This is a genomic window from Alteraurantiacibacter aestuarii (assembly GCF_039523595.1).
Taxonomy (GTDB): Bacteria; Pseudomonadota; Alphaproteobacteria; order Sphingomonadales; family Sphingomonadaceae; genus Alteraurantiacibacter; species Alteraurantiacibacter aestuarii.
In genome coordinates, this window is the sequence record NZ_BAAAFP010000002.1 from 1641682 (window position 1) to 1658305 (window position 16624).

A 16624-nucleotide genomic window follows, 5' to 3' on the forward strand; every position below is an offset into this window, starting at 1 on the left:
GTCTATCCTCATGATGTCGCGAGATAATTCCCGGGCCCGCTACTTGGCGGCACTGGCATTTGCAGGGCCGGGAACATCAGGCCACATATCGCGGATATTCTTGCGCAGCGACCGCCTGACCTTGTCGATCTGCCCCTGGGATACATGCCGCGACAACACACCGAACACCGCAGCAATGGCGTCCTGTGCGCCGACCGGGCGGATATCGGACAGATTGTCCTGGATATCGGCCATGAATTCTTCGTCGGATCGGTTGCTGGCCGGAAGCACGGTGGGATCGAACCTGTCATAATAGACGCCTCTCACCAGCAACGGCAGCTGGGCGCCCAGATGAGCCGCCAGTTCCACCGGCAACTGATCGCGCAGAGCCTGCAGGACGGTGGAAAGCACCTTCCATGCCACCGCCCGATCCGGCCCGATCTCGCTGCTGATCTCGTCCAGCCAGATGTTGGTGGATTGCAAGGTCCTGTCAAACAGGGAGAGGCCGGTGGTGCTCATGGTTTTGTCCTTCGCAGGTCAGAGGCGTCACGCGCGCCCTGGCAGCCGGTCGCCGCAAGGCCGGGTTCGTGACTGCAAGGACTGTCCGCTTCCCCGCCCCAGCGGAATCCGTAAACCTACGCAGGTCAGGCAGCGTCGTGGGCGGCGATCACCGCGACAATATCGTCAGTGGTCTGGTTGGTCAGATCCTTGTCAATCTCCGCCACCAGCCGCTCCTGGATGGCCTTGCCGTAATGCTTGCGCAATTCGCCCAGCGTGTGCGGCGCGGCGACGACGACAATCTTGCCGTCTTCCTGCGCGGCGATCTGCTTGAGGACCTGCGCGGCACCGCCTGCAAACCGGTCTTCCTCCTGCTGGTGCCAGTCGGTTTCCTTGTACGCGCTGCGCTGCTCGCCCGTGCTGGAAAAGCTTCGACCGGAACGATCGGAACCCTGTTCGCTGCTTGGCGGATTATCGATTTCACGATGTGTCAGCGTTGTCAGGACAGGGAATTTTGCATCGCCGTCATTCTTGAATGCCATCAGTTTCTGCCCGTCGGCGACCAGTACCAGTGTTCCGTTTGCAAGCTTCATGAAAATCTCCATCGAGTGGTCAGACACATCCACAATTACTCCCGCTCACCCCGTTTTTCCAGCGATGGCGGCTTCAGGACCTTTGCGCCCGTTCTTGCCCGGCCATCAGGCGCAGGTAATTACGCAGATGTTCGTAGTGACAGGCTGCAGGACCAGCGCTTCAGCCATCCGCCTCGGCGGCGGCAACATGGTGCTTCACGGCAACGAAACTGTCGGGGGTGACGGAGATGGAATCGATTCCGCATTCGACCAGGAACCGGGCAAATTCAGGGTGATCGCTGGGCGCCTGACCGCACAGGCCCACCTTTGCCCCCGGACGATGGGCTTCGTCGATCACATGGCGGATCATCCATTTCACTGCCGCATCCTGTTCATCGAACTGGTCTGCCAGCAGTTCTGAATCGCGATCGATGCCCAGTGTCAGCTGGGTCAGGTCATTGCTGCCTATCGAAAACCCGTCAAACCTGGATGCGAATGCCCCGGCGAGCACGACGTTGGAGGGAATTTCGCACATCACATAGACCTCCAGCCCGTGTTCCCCGCGCCGCAGCCCTTCTGCGGCCATCACCTGCAGCACCTTGTCCGCTTCCTCCACCGATCGGCAGAACGGGATCATCACGATCACGTTGGTGAAGCCCATTTCATTGCGCAGCCGCCGGATCGCCCGGCATTCCAGCGCAAACCCTTCACGGTAGCGCGGCGAATAATAGCGCGAGGCCCCGCGAAAGCCGATCATCGGGTTCTCTTCCAGCGGCTCGAACGTGCGCCCGCCCAGCAAGCCGGCATATTCATTGGTCTTGAAATCGCTCATCCGGATAATCACCGGGCGGGGAAACTGCACCGCAGCAATCCGCGCGAGGCCAAGCGCCAGACGATCCACGAAATATTCGGTCTTGTCCTCATACCCCTGAGTCAGCTGCGCGATGGCGGCCTTGTCCTCATCATCGGGCAGCTGGTCAAACCGGACAAGCGCCATCGGGTGGACCTTGATCGCATTGCTGATGACGAATTCCATTCGTGTCAGCCCCACGCCATCTGCCGGCAATTGCCACCAGCGATAGGCCGCGGCGGGATTAGCCAGGTTCAGCATCACCTGCGTGCGGGTGGCAGGCAGGCTGGCGAAATCGATCTGTTCGACGGCAAAATCCAGCAAGCCGTCATAGACAAAGCCCCGGTCCCCCTCGGCGCAGCTGATCGTCACGTTCTGCCGGTCATGCAATATCTCGGACGCACCGGTGGCCCCGACGATGGCAGGCAGGCCCAGTTCCCGGCTGACGATGGCGGCATGCGAGGTGCGCCCGCCATGATCGGTAATGATTGCTGCGGCGCGCTTCATGATCGGCACCCAGTCCGGATCTGTAGTCGGCGTGACCAGCACCGATCCATCGATGAACTGCGCAATATCGGCAGCGCTTTCGATCAGGCACACTGGCCCGCTGGCAATGGCACCGCCGATGGCAGAGCCTTGCAGCAGCACCTCGCCCTTCTGCTTCAGCGTATAACTGCTGAGCATTCCGGCCGCGCTGCGCGACTGCACCGTTTCGGGCCGCGCCTGGACGATGAACAGACCGCCGTGCGGCCCGTCCTTGGCCCATTCCATATCCATCGCGCAGCCGTAATGCCGCTCTATGATCACGGCCCAGCGGGCGAGTTGCAGGATCTCATCGTCATCCAGCACAAATGATGCCTGCTCGCGGCGGGACGTGGGCACATATTCGGTGGGCGCACCCTCCCCGTTGCCATAGATCAGCTTGGTCTGCTTGCCGCTGCATATCTTGGCTACGATCGGGCGGACCCCGGCTTCGTCCAGCAGCGGCTTGAAGACCTGATATTCATCCGGGTCCACGCTGCCCTGAACGACGCTTTCCCCTAGTCCCCATGCGGCATTGATCAGCACAACCTTGTCAAAGCCGCTTTCGGTATCGATGGAGAACATCACCCCCGATCCCGCGCGGTCCGCCCGGATCATGCGCTGCACGCCCACCGACAGCGCCACCGCGCCCTCGGCAAAGCCCTGCGCCTCGCGGTAGCTGATCGCACGGTCGGTATAGAGCGAAGCGAAGCAGCGGCGGCAGGCAACCAGCAACGCCTCTTCGCCGCGAATGTTGAGGAAGGTTTCCTGCTGCCCGGCAAAGCTGGCATCGGGCAAGTCTTCCGCCGTGGCGCTGGACCGGGCGGCCACGTCCAGAGCATTTACCCCGGCATCGCGGCACAGACCGCGATAGGCGGCGCGGATGGCCTGTTCGGTATCCTGCGGCCATCGTCCCGCCAGTATCGCCTGCCGGATTGCCTCACCCGCCTGCGCCAGCGACGCTTCGCCCGCCTTGTAGCGCGCCAGATGGCCCGCGATCACCGCTTCCAGATCGTTGAATTCCAGAAACTCGCGATAGGCGTGGGCGGTGGTGGCAAAGCCCGGAGGAACCTTCACCCCTTTTGAACTCAGCGCCCCGATCAGTTCACCCAGCGATGCGTTCTTGCCGCCCACCAGCGCCACGTCCGCGCGGGTGACCTTTTCGAATGGCAAAACCTGTTCAGAATTCAAAGTTCGTCTCCTCTACCGGGTCCGCGCCTGCTCGCCCGATGCAGTGTCATCGACCTGCGATCCGGCGGGGAGCGAAATCTCGTTGCCTTCAATGACCTGTCCATCCACCAGCAGGCGATATCCGTCCGCAGCTTCTGCGTGCCGTTCGACCTTCAGTTGAATGCTGGTATCGCCGCGCCGCAGCGTTGCCTCATACCCGTGCCAGTCGCGCGGGAGAGAGGGGGCGATGCGCAGACGGCCCTCTTGCAGGGTAATCCCCAGCAGGCCTTCCACCGCCAGCCGCCAGGACCATGATGCAGCGCCGGTGTACCAGCTCCACCCGCCCCGGCCCGTGTGCGGCGGGGCAGAGGCGATGTCCCCGGCAACCGCATAGGGTTCGATCCGGTACAGCTCTGCCGCATCGGTGCTGGCGGACCGGGCGACGGGATTGATCATCGAGAACACACGATGCGCGCCATCGCCATCGCCGCTTTGCGCCAGCGCCAGCCCAAGCCAGGCGGCGGCGTGCGAATACTGCCCGCCATTTTCCCGAATGCCCGGCGGATAGGCCTTGATGTAACCCGGATCGCGCGGCGTCCTGTCAAACGGGGGCCACAGCAGCCGCGCCAGACCGCCCTCCCCGTCGATCAGCTCGCGCCGCGCCGCAGCCAGCGCCATTTCCACCCGCTCGGCCGGGGCGCCGGCAAACAGTGCCCAGGATTGCGAGATCGAATCTATCCGGCATTCCGCATTGTCCTTCGATCCCAGCGTATTGCCGTGATCGTCATAGGCGCGGCGATACCACTCGCCGTCCCATCCGGCCTGATCGCCATTGTGGCGCAGCAATTCTGCCCGGTCTGCCCAGTGATCGGCTTCGGCCTTGCGTCCCAGCCGCCGTTCCAGATCGGCCAGATGCTCTGCGGCCACGCTGGCAAACCACGCCAGCCACACGCTTTCACCGCGCCCTGCCCGGCCTACGCGGTCCATCCCGTCATTCCAGTCACCGGTGCCGATCAGGGGCAGCCCCTCCACGCCCAGCGTCACCCGGTCGAGCGCGCGTTCGCAATGGTCGATCAGGCTGTATGCCAGGGGAGACTGGTCGAAACGGTCGTACCTATCCTCCTCATGTTCCGCCAAAGGCGAGGCAACCAGGAACGGCACGCGTTCCTCCAGAATGGAAATGTCACCCGTTGCCCGGACATAGGTTCCGGTTGCGAAGGGCAGCCACAACATGTCGTCCGAACAGCGCGTGCGCACGCCCCGGTCGGCAGGCGGGTGCCACCAGTGCAGCACATCCCCCTGTTCGAACTGATGCGCCGCGCAGGCCAGTATATGCGCCCTCACCCGCGCAGGATCGACATGCAGCAACGCCAGCATGTCCTGCAACTGGTCGCGATATCCGATTGCTCCGCTCGCCTGATAGAAGCCGGCGCGCGCCATGATCCGCGATGACAGGCTCTGGTAGATCAGCCAGCGATTGACCATCAGGTCCAGCGCCGCATCCGGCGTGTGAACGGTGACCGTGCCCAGCAGATTATCCCAATGGCTGCAGAGCCTGTCCTGAGCGGCACTGACCGCCTCCATCGACCGCCATTGCGCCGCCAGTTCGATAGCCTGTGCGCGGTCCGCCCCTTCACCCAGAACGAAGGCGAATTCGATCTCCTGCCCGGCAGCGATATCCAGATGCACCTGATAGGCTCCGCAGGCATCATGCCCCGCCGTCTGCGCGCCGCTCAGGCCCCAGCGCTCAAGGCCTGCCGGCGCGGCATCGCTGCGTTCGCGGCCAAGAAATTCCTCACGGTTGGTGGTGAAGCCATGAGCATCCAGACTGGCGGTGAGGAAGGCCGCACGTCCGGCGAATTCCGCATTCCATGGGCTGGTGGCAAGTATGGTCTGGGCAGGCTGATCGAATTCACAGCGGACATGACGCCGCGCGATGCTGGGCAGCGATCCCAGCAGCCATTCGCAGTAATAGGTGGCCGTGATCCGGCGCTCTCGCGTGCCCCGGTTGCGCAGGCGCAGGCGGATCAGCTTGACCGGGGCATCCACCGGAACGAAAATCCGCATTTCCTGATCAAGCCCGTGGCAGGTCTTGCGCCATGTGGAATACCCCTGACCATGGCGGATCTGGCAGGCGCAGTCCTGCCCTGCGGGCGCGGGCGTAACCGTCCACACGGCGGCGGTTTCCTCGTCACGCAGGTACAGCGCCTCCCCCGACCTGTCCGCCACGGGATCGTTGGTCCACGGGGTCAGCCGGTGTTCGCCGCTGTTGATGGCCCAGCTGAACCCGCCACCGGCTTCGGTCACCAGCGTGCCGAACTCGTCATTGGCCAGCACGTTGCTCCACGGTGCGGGCGTGGTCTGGCCAGGCTGGAGGGTAATCACATATTCGCGCCCGTCCGGGATGAAACCGCCCAGGCCATTGCCGAACAGCAGGTCTTCGGGCGCACTGATCGCATGATGCGAGCCATCGGGCCGTTCGAGCAGCGAGGGCAGGATCGGCGGCGGCAAGGCAACCGGCCAGCGAATGGCCGCCAGCTGGTCCGCCAGCGATCCCTTCGCGTCATCCAGGATCACCCATGCCATCGATTCCACAAGGCGGATCTGATCCGGCCCGATCTGATCGCCGAAGACCAGATGAATGCCGCCCCGCCGACCGAGCATTTCGCTCGCCCCGATTTCGCGCAGCAATTCGCCCACCTCGCTGCGGATCGGTTCGATATAGGCCGACCCGGCGGTCTGCAGCAGCACCACATCCACTTCCAGCCCCAGCCGGCGCCACAATTTGTGCGCGCGGGCCAGCAGGGCGATCAGCGACTCGCTGCCGCTCTGGGCGCGCAGCAGCACTATCGGCAGATCGCCCGACAGGGCCAGTCCCCACAGGCCGGTCTGTCCCAGCCTGTTGGCGCGAATTGTCTCAGGCGCGGCGCGCAGCCCGCCGCCCGGATGCACCAGCAGCGAACCCAGCGACTGTATGGCGGGCAGGTCGGCGGGTTCTATCCGGGCGCGCTGGATCGCTCTGCCCGCATCGCGCGCCGCATCGTTCAGCAGCCAGTCGATAGACGAAAGCGTGGCGTGGCGCTCGGCGATTGCCAGCGCTGCGGCGCGGGTGGCCGCGGCAATCGTCAGGAAGCAATACTGGCGGCTCTCACCCGGAGCCAGATCGACCGCAAGCTGCAAGGCGGCAACCGGATCCAGCGTCCAGCCGCGCGCGGCATCCCGGTCTTGCGGCCCGTTCAGTTCCAGTGAGGCACCCAGCGGATTGCGCGTGGAGCGGCCCCGCCCAATGAAACGCAGCCGGTCACATTCATACCGCAGCGAAGGCACCGGACCGTCTGCCCCGATCAAAGCGTGAAGCAGCACCGGCGGCGCATCTGCGGGGCCCTTGGGGCGACGGCTGAACAACAGCCCGCCGCGTTCCGGAAGGAATTCCCCGCCAACGAACAACTTGCTGAACGCCGGGTGCCGTTCATCCTCCAGCGGCGGTGCCAAAACGATTTCGGCATAGCTGGTCAGCATCAGCCTGCGTGGACGGCTGGATTCGTTGACGATGGTCAGGCGCCTGATTTCAAAGTCGTCGCCTGCGCCCACGGCCACTTCCAGGCGGGTTTCGATCCCGTGATCGCGGCGGTGGAATTCGGCCATGTGCGGCTGGAACAGCACCCGATATTCATCGCCGATGGCCCCGGTGGGCTGCCGCGTGGCGGACCAGTCCTGCTGGCTGTCCCTGTCATGCAAGTAGAGCCAGCACCCGTCAGCGTCCCTCACCGCATCGGGCACAAAGCGGGTAAGCGCCTGATGGTGCCATTGCAGACCGCCGCCCCCGCCTTCCGAAATCCAGCTGCTGAGCCGGCCATTGCCGAGCAGATGGACCTGCGGGAAATGCGTATCGGCGGGTTCCCACACCGCATCAATCCGGCTGGGCGCAGAGGAGGCGACCTCGGCGGCCTCGATCGCATCCAGCCGTTCGATCTCGCTAGGCAGTTCGTGCGGAATGCGCTCGCTCAGCAACAGCGAGACAAGCTTGATCTGCGGATCGCGTTCCAGCCTGTGGACCATCCGGTCCTGCAGCAGCACATTGCCAATGGCGGACAGGATCATCCCCTGATGGTGCGCCATGAAGGCACTCACGGGGGCGAAAGCGCCGTCATCGGGCTTTCTATCGGCGGTGAAATCTATCGCTTCCCACAGACCAAAGCGGCCTGATGCCCCCATATCGCACAGCCGCCGCAGGTTGTCCGTTGCCTCGCGCGGAATGATCGCCAGCGCCAGGGCCGAGGCATAGGGCGCGATCACCAGATCCCGCGACAATCCGCGCCTCATGCCAAGATGGGGCACGCCAAAAGCCTGATAGCGAAAACGGTGCTCCGGATCGCGGGAAGCGAAAGCGGATTCCGATATTCCCCATGGCACTGACTTGGCCTTGCCGTAGCGCCGCTGGATATCCACCGCCACCCGCTCGCTTTCGCCCAGCAAAGTATCGCCATGCCCCGGAAGCAGCAGCCGCGGCATCAGATATTCGAACATCGATCCGTTCCACGAAACCAGGCTGATCCCGCGCTTCGCACGCGTGATCGGTCGCTGCAGATGGAACCAGTGCTCCACCGGAAGTTCACCCTTGGCGATGGCGAAATAGCTGGCAAGGCGCGCTTCTGACGCCAGCAGATCGTAATAATGCGTGTCGATCCGCCCGGTGCTGACGTTATGGCCGATATGCAGCAATTGCCGCTCCGGGTCGAACAGCCAGGTGAAGTCCATCGCCCCGGCAAATCCTGCGGCCTCGGCGGCCAGCCGCATCAGTTCTGCGCGGTGGTCGCTCGAACCCGACAGGTCGCGGATCATGTCGCGGACATGATGGCGCAACCGCTCCAGCCATGCCGGAAGGTCCAGCGCGCCCTGCGGAATCTCTCCGCTGGCATTTTCCAGCAGCGCCTGACTTTCGTCTTCCAGATCGGCGATGGCCTTGTCACGCAGCCATTTGAGCCCGGCCATCTGCCGCGCCGGTTCCGCTTGCGGAAGCTCGGCGATATGGCTGCGGATAGCGGCCAGTATTTCCGCGACGGCACCATCACCGGCCAGACCTTCACAGGCGCTGCCCAACAGTGCCAGCAGGTCGTCCAGCCCGTCCCACCGCTGAATTTCAAAGCTGTCGCGGGCCGCCGCCTCGCGCAGGGTTTCGCCATATGCCACCAGCGCCAGCGCCAGATTGCCACTGTCGACCGAGGAGACATAGCGCGGCTCAAGCGGCGCGAGATGGCGGGTCTCGTACCAGTTCAGGAAATGGCCGCGATACCGGTCCAGCCGGCGCATGGTTTCGAACAGGCTGGCGGTGCGCGCCACCAGCTCGCGGCGACCGAGATATCCCAGGTCCCATGCTGTCGCGATCGACAGCAGCAGCATGCCGATATTGGTCGGCGATGTGCGGTGGGCGATTTCCTCATGCGGCGCAGTCTGGTAATTGTCGGGCGGAAGCCAGTTGTCCTCCGGTCCGGCAAAGGTCTCGAAGTAATACCAGGTCTTGCGTGCCAACTGGCGCAGGAATGCCGCGTCCCCGGCGCCCAGCGGTTCCGAACCGCGCATACGCGGGCGGCAAATCCAGTGCGTGATCTCGGGCGCGGCTATCCACGCAATCAGTAGCACCGCAGCCTCTGCAAAGGCCGCCGGACGAAGCGCCAGAAGCAGCAATGCAATGCCAAGGGCAATCACCGATGCGGGCCACATTGCCTGCCATATAGCCGCCCGTGAATTGCGGTCCTGCAAGCCGCGGGCAACATGCGCGGCGGATGTCCATTCCAGAAGGTTGCGATGGCTCACCAAACTGCGCCACAAGGTGATCATGATGGCGTGCAGTGACAGCATGGCTTCGTGCAGCAGGTAGATCAGCACCAGCAACCAGCGCCCGGCCTGATCCGACATGCGATACCAGAAACCATAGGCGGCCCCGGCCCGTCGCCCGTGGGCAAAGCCGCTGACCAGATCGGTGAACAATTGCCCGGCGGGAGCAAGGATCACCAGCGCGGTCCAGAACGCGGGATGTCCCGGCAGCACGAACCAACCGGCCAGCGCCAGCGCCACCAGGCTCGGCGGCACCAGGCTGCGGCGCAGGTTGTCGATCATCTTCCACCGGTCGATCCCGGCAATCCGGCTGCGCAGGCGCGTGCCATTGGGACCGGGAACGTGCGGCCACAGCCAGGCCAGCAACTGCCAGTCCCCCCTGATCCAGCGATGCAGGCGGCGGGTGTATTCGGAATAGTTGGTGGGGAAGTTTTCATACAGCACGATGTCGGTGGCCAGTGCGGCTCGCCCATGCGCGCCTTCGAACAGGTCGTGGCTGAGGATGCGGTTTTCCGGAACACGGCCATCGATCACGGCGTGAAAGGCGCGCAGATCGTAAATCCCCTTGCCCACGAAAATGCCGCTGCCGAACAGGTCCTGATAGACGTCGGAAACGGCGCGGCTGTAGATGTCGATCGCGGTTTCACCGGTGAACAGGCGCGCGAACAACGTCCGCTCGCCGCTGCTGGGGGAGATTTCCACTCTTGGCTGGATGATGGTGTACCCGCCCGTGACCCGCGCAGAAACCGGATCGATCCGCGCATGGTTGAGCGGGTGCGCAAGCGTGCCAACCATCTTGCCCACAGACCCGGGCGGCAGGATGGTATCGGCATCCACGGTCACCACGAAGCGTATGCGGGATAGCGACTTGCGGTCCCCGGTATGGTGGCTGAACCCGGACCAGTCCCCTTCCACCAGCAGCTTGTTGAATTGCTCCAGCTTGCCGCGCTTGCGCTCCCACGCCATCCAGCACCCTTGCGCCGGATTGTGCAGCCGCGGACGCTGCAACAGGTGGAACGGCCCGCGATGGCCCGACCCATAGCGATGGTTGAGCCGGCCGACAGCGTTCTGCAAAGCCCGCTCAATCTCCTCGTCGCCCGGCATGGTCTGGCTGGGTGCATCGGCCAGATCCGCCAGCAGGGCGATCTGCAACAGCGGGTCCCTGTTCGCCAGCCAGTGCGCCTCCAGCCGCTCTGCCAGTCGCGCCACCTCTTCTGTATCGGATATGACCACCGGAACCGTGACGATCGTCGCGGAATTTGCCGGCAGGCCGTTCTCACAATCGAGCTTGGGCAGCACCTGCGGTCGCAGGCTTCTTGTCAGTATCCAGTGGACCACGCTCAGCGCCAGCACCGATGCCGGTAACTGGCTCAGCAACAGTCCCGCAATCCAGCCATCCAGCCCCGCCCCGACATGCGCCAGATACAGCGCGGGAAGGATGGCCGCACCGATCCCGGCAAGCACCAGCATGGCCAGATAGAACAAGCCCGGATGGGCGAATATCGCCCTGACCATCCGCGTACGCCGCGAAGGCACCGCGCCCAGATCCTCCTCCAGCCGCCAGCGTCCCTCGTCAATCAGCCAGTAGCCCACGTGGTGGGCAACGTCCTCGGCGCGCACCGCGGAAGATCGGCGCACTGCAGCAGCGGCAACAGCGCTTTCCTCCTGCCCGGAAAGCCTGGCAATTTCCTCAACAGCGCGGCGGTACTGATCGCGGGTCTCGAAATCCATGCAGGCGTAGCAACGGTCCGGATCCTGCGACAGAACCTCCTCCACAAGGCTGGTCCGGTCGAAGAATTCCTTCCACGGAATTGACGCAATCACGTTCAGATTGCCCAGCGATCGCGAAACGCGCTCCGTCGCGTCCAGCGAATGTTCGGGCGCTGCGTAGGGTGAAACCGCGAACGGCTGCTTGACCGCGCCTTCGAGCAGAGGTGTGAGCGAAGAGATCAGGATTTCGATACAGGCAATGCGCAACATCGTGGGCAAGGCCCACAGCTCGGCGATGGAAAGCGGGTACTGTCGCTGAAAGACCTGCACGAAGCGCACAACGTTACCGAGCGAGAGCTGGAGTTTGGTGGCGCACAGGATTTCATGCGCCACGATGAACACGCGTGGCGGTAGGTTCGGCTCATTCGCCAGCGCCGGCAGCTGGCTGTAAAAACCGGGCGGCATGTCCTTCCTGATCTGTTTCAAGGCTCGGTCGACGAAATAGTCGTTATCGAGCAGCCATTCCGCCGCCTTCCCGGCTTCCGGCGGCGGGTTGACGCAGGCCAGCCGCACATTGCGCAGCCACGCATTGGCGTCAGCCAGACCGACCATGAACGGCAACGGCTCAACCGGTTTGCGTGTCAGGACAAGACGCGCTGCCAAGGCTTCGGCGGCCATATCCAGGGCCGAAGCGGCAGGCTCCATGTCAGCCATCAGTCGCGCGGGGTTGCTGAAGCTCTCGCAGGTCCGGCAGTCTCACCGGGGAAACTGCAAACCAGATTTGGGCGCACGACAAGCGACGGGACGCAGGTGTGCGAGACGAGATAATCGGTAACGCTGCCGCATGAGACATCGTCCATCCCGGTCTGCCCGTGGGATGACAGGATGATCAGATCGGCATCCTGTTCGCGTGCCAGGCTGCTCAGCAGAGAGCGGGGATCGCCCGGCCCCAGCACGACGGTGCGCACATTCAGCCGGTCATCCCGCGACCGCGTCAGCAGCGAGGAGAGATAGGCGCGCGCATGCCGCCCGTTATGCCGGTCAATCTCGAATTCCAGCTCACTCACCTGGGGCGATTGCATGATTTCGGGCCGCTCTGTTCGCTGCACCACATGCGCAAGGATCAGTTCGGCGCGATGCTGGTGGGCGATCCTGATCGCGACCGGCAGAACGCTCTCCGCACGGGCCGAGCCATCCAGCGGGACCAGAATCCGGCGATATTGAACGCTTCCCTCGTCTTCACCCGGCGGCACCAGCAACAGCGATACTCCGGCCTTGTCCAGCAGGCGCTGCGCGGTGGAGCCAAGGCGATTGCCATTGGAATCGCAGCTTCTCAGCAGCGCCATCAGCGTAACGCCATTCTCGCGCGACCACCGTGCCAGTTCGTCAGCCGGAGCTCCGCTCAGCAATATGCTTTGTGCCGTGCTGTCCATGCCGCCGCGTTCGGCCAGCCGGTTCAGCCGCTCTGTCTGACGCCGCCGCCGTATCTGCCATTGCACCGGATCGGCAGGCGAAAACAGATCGTGGGTCATCGGGATGACCCTGGCCAGCGTAACATCAAGTCCAAGGCTGGGCGCGACCGCAAAGGCGTGCGCGGTGACTAGCGCAGCTTGCGGGGAATCATCGACGCAGGCCAGCAGCTTGGGACCCAGGCCCGCTGCCCGCAGCGGTTGATATTCAACCGTTTCGGAAGGGCGCAGCACAAACGGCGCCGGGTCCCCGCGTCGTTCACTGAAATCCAGGGTTGAACCCATTGCGACCTCCTGAGGTACTTACGGAGCAAAGGCTCCGACAACGCTTGATTATGCATCTGACGAAAACGGCCCAAAATAGGGAACTGTCCGTACGCAGGCCTCCTTGCCGTGCAGGCAATGGAATGACCGAGCCGGGCTGCATGGTCCGCGTGATCGCACGCCCATGCAGCCCGGCATCCTGTCACTTCTTGGCGGACTTGATTTCGATCCTGCGCCGTTCGGATACGGCTTCCTTGTCGCGCGGGATGGAGATTTCGAGCACGCCGTTCTTGGCCTTCGCTTCGATCTTGTCGGCCATCGCATCGGCCGGCATGGCAATGCGGCGCTCAAACGCGCCATAGGACCTTTCAGACAGCGCATAGTCGCGCTCTTCCTCTTCGCGCTCCTCGGTCTTCTCGCCCTTGATGATCAGCATGTCCTTTTCGACCTGCAGTTCGATGGCTTCGGGCTCTATGCCCGGAACTTCGACAGACACTTTGTAGCCCTTCTTGTTCTCGGTCATTCCCACGGCCGGAACGGGCAGCGAGGCCGTGAACCGCGCAGGAAGATGCAGCGACGGCCAGCGTGCGGGAAATTCATCGAACATCCGGTCAATCTCGCCGCGCAAACGGTTCAGCGGTTCGAGGAATTGCTGGGTCAATCCGGATGACCTTGTGGCCGGGAGAGTAGTTGAATCGCCCATGACAATTTACTCCAATATGGTGTCTACCTGGAGTCCAGAAAGTAAAATGGCCGGTGCAGGATCGTGATACGGAAACCTCCGTATCCGGGAAGGCGCTGCGCAGGCACGGCGCCAGCATTGCAGCCGCAGAGCGGCGCCGCGGTGATCAGGCTTGCTGGTCCTGAGGGATCAGCACCGCCGCACCCTTGATCTGGCCATTGAGCAGCTTGGTCAGCGCCGCATTGGCATCACCCAGCGCAAAAGTTTCTATCGCAGTGGTCAGCGGCACCTGTTCGATGGCAGCGAAGAATTCCACGCCGTCCGCGCGGGTCAGGTTGGCAACCGACCGGATGGAGCGTTCCTGCCAAAGGTCGTGGTAGGGAAAGGAGGGAATGTCGCTCATGTGAATGCCCGCGCAGATCACCGTCCCGCCCTTGCGGACCGCGCGCAGGGCAGCGGGGACCAGCGCGCCCACCGGTGCGAATATGATCGCAGCATCCAGCTCAACCGGAGGCGCTTCATCCGATCCGCCGGCCCAGTTGCAGCCCAGGGCGCGCGCGAATTTCTCACCCTGACGGTCACCCGGCCGCACGAAGGCGTATATTTCGCGCCCTTGCCACAATGCGATCTGGGCCAGGATGTGCGCGGCGGCACCAAAACCGTAAAAGCCGATGCGCTGGGCATCTGCGGCCATGCGCAAGGAACGATAGCCGATCAGGCCGGCGCACAGCAACGGCGCCGCTTCTGCATCGCTGAACCGTTCGGGGATGTCGAAGCAATAGCGGGCATCGGCCACCACGTGGCTGGCAAAGCCGCCATCGCGGGTGAAGCCGGTGAACTGTGGATGATCGCACAGGTTTTCCGCATCCGAGCAGCAATAGAAACACTGCCCGCACGTATGGCCCAGCCACGGCACGCCCACGCGCTGGCCAAGGGACAGACCCCTGACATCATCAGCCATGGAGATGATCCGACCGACGATTTCATGGCCCGGTACGATCGGCAGCTTGCCGGAAATATCGCCGTCGATGATGTGCAGGTCGGTCCGGCATACGCCGCATGCCCCCACCTCGATCACGATCTCGCCCTGCCCTGCCTGTGGCATCGGACGCTGGGTCATGTGCAGTGGCTGCCCGGCACCATCACACTGCATGGCGCGCATCATGGTTTTGCCTGCGGGCATATCGGCGCCCGCTACCGGCCCCATCGGCCCAGACGCTCGACCTTCCGCAGCCATTTGCGACGGTGGCGGTCGCTATGATCGACCATGCCGATGATCGACACGCGTACCGGCTTGATGCCCACGAATTGCAGGATGTTGCGCTTGAAGCTCTTGACGCTGTGACCTCTGAAGAACTGCATATAGGCGATCGCCGGCATACCCATGGTGACGATCAGCCTGGCCGATTTGCCCTTCAGCAGCTGGCGATACATGCCGCTTTCCTTCGGTTCGATGGCAATGCCGGGCCGGGCGATCTGTTCAAGGAAACCCTTCAGCAGCGCGGGCATGTCCCCCAGCCACAAGGGATAGATGATCACCAGATGATCGGCCCACTCCAGCGCATCGCGCGCGTCGCGCAAACTTTCGGGCAAGTCACCGGATTTCCAGTCTCCGGGATCGCGCAGGATCGGAAAATCCAGTCGGGCAATGTCGATCCGGCGGGTTTCATGCAGATCGTCAGCACCGGCTGCATAGGCAGCAGCCAGAGCGTGCACGAAATGATCGGGATCATCGTGCGGATGGCCATTCAAGATCAGAATCCTGCTCATGCATCATCTGATCGCCTGCAATGTGGGCTTCCTAAATGCGTAGATATCCGTAAGGATAGGACTTTCGTTCAGACAGGGTGTCAAAGGACCGTCAAATTGGCAGGTTTCAAGAACACGGAAGTCTCTCCGGACACGTTGATGGAGATGGCCCTCGGGCGTGCGACAGCCTTGCACGCGTTGATAGATACTGTGCCCGACGCCATGGTCGTGATCGATGAAGAAGAGCACATCCGCTCTTTCAGCAAGGGTGCCGAACAGATGTTCGGCTATGCCGAGGCTGACCTGATTGGCGAGGACGTCAGCGTTCTGATGCCATCACCTGATCGCGAACGGCACCATGGCTATGTTTCGCGCTATCTCGAAACGGGTGAGAAACGAATAATCGGGATCGGCCGGGTGACAACAGCGCGGCACCGCGATGGCGCAACCTTTCCCGTCGAACTTGCCATCGGGGAACTGGCCGTGGAAGGAGTGCGCCTGTTCGTAGGCTTCATCCGCGACCTGACCGAAAGGCGGGAGACTGAAACACGATTGCACAATCTTCAGGCAGAGCTCGCCCATGTCTCGCGAATATCGTCGATGGGTGCGCTGGCCACTTCCATCGCCCATGAACTCAACCAGCCGCTGACGGCCGTCAGCAATTACGCCCAGTCTGCACGCGACCTGCTGGAAGATCCGGATCCGGAAAAACTCGCACTGGTTCGCGATGCGCTGGAACATTGCGGCCAGGAAGCTTTGCGCGCGGGACAGATTGTCCAGCGCCTTCGCACCTTCATTTCACGCGGAGAAACGGATCGCCAGTCCTGCAGCCTTGAACGGGTGATCAAGGAAGCGACGGCGCTTGCGCTGATCAACGGCGATTCGCGCAATGTTGATTTTGCCACACGCCTTGATGGCAATCATGACATGGTGCTGATCGATCCCGTCCAGATTCAGCAGGTGCTGGTCAACCTGGTGCGCAATGCGCTGGAGGCAATGGAAGAATCGCCGGTCAAGAAGCTGATCATCTCCAGCGAAGCGGCAGCCGGAGGCATGGTGAAGGTCACGGTCACGGACAGCGGTCCTGGACTGGAAGCACATATCGCGGAAAAACTGTTCCATCCCTTCATGAGCACAAAGCCGAGCGGCATGGGCCTGGGCCTTTCCATCTGCCACACGATCATCAATTCGCACGGCGGCAGAATCTGGGTCGAACCGTCGGATTTCGGCGGGACTGCATTCAACTTCACTCTTGTTGAAGTCAAAGCCAGAGCCGAAACCGAATCTGAAACCGACCCCGAAGCCGAAGCCGAGACGGAGTAGA

Annotated in this window: 9 protein-coding genes; 1 reads left to right on the forward strand and 8 read right to left on the reverse strand. The window is 63.0% G+C overall.

Annotated features, from left to right (window positions below; translation table 11 throughout):
* Window positions 1-39 precede the first annotated feature (39 nt).
* From ABDZ98_RS11465 to ABDZ98_RS11500, 8 genes are all read right to left on the reverse strand, one after another.
* Window positions 40-498, reverse strand: coding sequence for a DUF2267 domain-containing protein (locus ABDZ98_RS11465; protein WP_343807934.1), 459 nt, complete (start codon window positions 496-498; stop codon window positions 40-42).
* Between the two features lie 125 nt (window positions 499-623).
* Complete coding sequence (locus ABDZ98_RS11470) at window positions 624-1070, reverse strand: baeRF12 domain-containing protein (RefSeq protein ID WP_343807937.1); 447 nt, start codon at window positions 1068-1070, stop codon at window positions 624-626.
* A gap of 160 nt (window positions 1071-1230) precedes the next feature.
* Window positions 1231-3612: a phosphoenolpyruvate synthase gene (ppsA, locus tag ABDZ98_RS11475; protein WP_343807940.1), complete on the reverse strand. Its 2382-nt coding sequence runs from the start codon at window positions 3610-3612 to the stop codon at window positions 1231-1233.
* A 12-nt stretch (window positions 3613-3624) separates the two neighbouring features.
* A complete protein-coding gene (locus ABDZ98_RS11480; protein WP_343807942.1) occupies window positions 3625-11814 on the reverse strand; it encodes a GH36-type glycosyl hydrolase domain-containing protein in 8190 nt (2729 codons plus the stop codon).
* Window positions 11815-11849: 35 nt separating this feature from the next.
* Window positions 11850-12890 (reverse strand): universal stress protein, encoded by a 1041-nt coding sequence (locus ABDZ98_RS11485; protein WP_343807944.1) that lies wholly within the window; start codon window positions 12888-12890, stop codon window positions 11850-11852.
* Window positions 12891-13071: 181 nt separating this feature from the next.
* Window positions 13072-13572, reverse strand: coding sequence for an Hsp20/alpha crystallin family protein (locus tag ABDZ98_RS11490; protein ID WP_343807947.1), 501 nt, complete (start codon window positions 13570-13572; stop codon window positions 13072-13074).
* A gap of 145 nt (window positions 13573-13717) precedes the next feature.
* Window positions 13718-14734, reverse strand: coding sequence for a zinc-dependent alcohol dehydrogenase family protein (locus ABDZ98_RS11495; RefSeq protein ID WP_343807950.1), 1017 nt, complete (start codon window positions 14732-14734; stop codon window positions 13718-13720).
* Window positions 14735-14745: 11 nt separating this feature from the next.
* A complete protein-coding gene (locus tag ABDZ98_RS11500) occupies window positions 14746-15321 on the reverse strand; it encodes an NAD(P)H-dependent oxidoreductase (protein ID WP_343807953.1) in 576 nt (191 codons plus the stop codon).
* On the opposite strand from ABDZ98_RS11500, the gene ABDZ98_RS11505 reads away from it, so the two are divergent.
* Window positions 15271-16623, forward strand: coding sequence for a sensor histidine kinase (locus tag ABDZ98_RS11505; protein WP_343807956.1), 1353 nt, complete (start codon window positions 15271-15273; stop codon window positions 16621-16623). The genes ABDZ98_RS11500 and ABDZ98_RS11505 overlap by 51 nt on opposite strands.
* Window position 16624 lies beyond the last annotated feature (1 nt).